Below are 1,179 nucleotides of genomic sequence, written 5' to 3' on the forward strand. Positions count from 1 at the left end.
AAAAACGGCACCACCAGCAAATCAACCACCCGTTGGCGCTGCACCCACTGCGGACACTCCTTTACCCGCAACACCCAAACCCACAACAAAAACACCGCCACCATGGCTTTGTTCATCCAATGGGCCACCGGCACCCAATCTCTAACCACCTTCGCCGCACACCATGGCGTAACCAGGCAAACCATGCACCACCGATTCCGATGGTGCTGGTGGATCATCCCCACACCCACCATCGACTCATTCCGCATCCATGACCAAATCTTCCTCGACGCGACCTATCTAAAGTCCGGATGCCTCCTGATCGCAGCCAGTAAAACCCACGTCATCAACTGGACCTGGGCCAGACACGAAACCACCGCCGCCTACACCGAACTCCTACGCCCCATTGCCGCACCACTAATCGCAGTCACAGACGGCGGACAAGGTGCCCAATCAGCCATCCACCACTGCTGGCCAACAACACGCATCCAACGCTGCCTCGTCCACGCCCAACGAACAGTCCGCCGCCACACCACCAGCAACCCCCGCACCGATGCCGGCAAAACCCTCTACCGCCTAGCCCTGAAACTCACTCGCATCACCGACCTTGACCAAGCATCCACATGGGTCGCCCACCTGCACGAATTCGACCACACCTACCGGGAATGGATGAACGAGAAAACCACCATCAAAGACCCTGCTACCGGCGCCTACACCAAGGTCTACACCCACCAACGCGTCCGAGCGGCCTATCAATCATTGCTATCTCTGCACCGCAGAGACCTGCTGTTTACCTACCTGCAACCCCCACCAACAACCATCGACCCCGACAACCTTGCAGCAACAACAAACAGCCTCGAAGGTGGCATCAACGCCCCCATAAAAGAACTAGCCCGCAGACACCGCGGACTATCACTACCGCATCAACGCACAGTGATGGATTGGTGGCTGTATCTACATACAGAAGTCCCTGACGATCCGGTCAAGATCGCCAGGGACCAACGATGGGGTCAAGACGCACTTTCCACAGCAACAGACCTGATCACCCACAACACCACAGCCACTACCAATGACATCGGTGCACCAGCAGAATACGACACCGCCATCGACACCAGCTACCAACACAACCTCGGCATCCAAAAAGGCTGGATCAAATAACCGCAACACGCCCGGAAAAGACACACTTTTCTTTACTTAACC

Annotated in this window: 1 protein-coding gene; it reads left to right on the top strand. The window is 56.5% G+C overall.

Annotation, left to right across the window (positions count from 1 at the left end; genetic code table 11):
• The coding region (locus tag HMPREF3135_RS09490) for an IS256-like element IS3503 family transposase (protein WP_070439372.1) at window positions 1-1,137 on the top strand (1,137 nt) is incomplete at its 5' end.
• Between the last annotated feature and the right edge of the window lie 42 nt (window positions 1,138-1,179).

Origin of the sequence: Corynebacterium sp. HMSC14H10 (assembly GCF_001807105.1) — a bacterium.
Taxonomy (GTDB): domain Bacteria; phylum Actinomycetota; class Actinomycetes; order Mycobacteriales; family Mycobacteriaceae; genus Corynebacterium; species Corynebacterium jeikeium_D.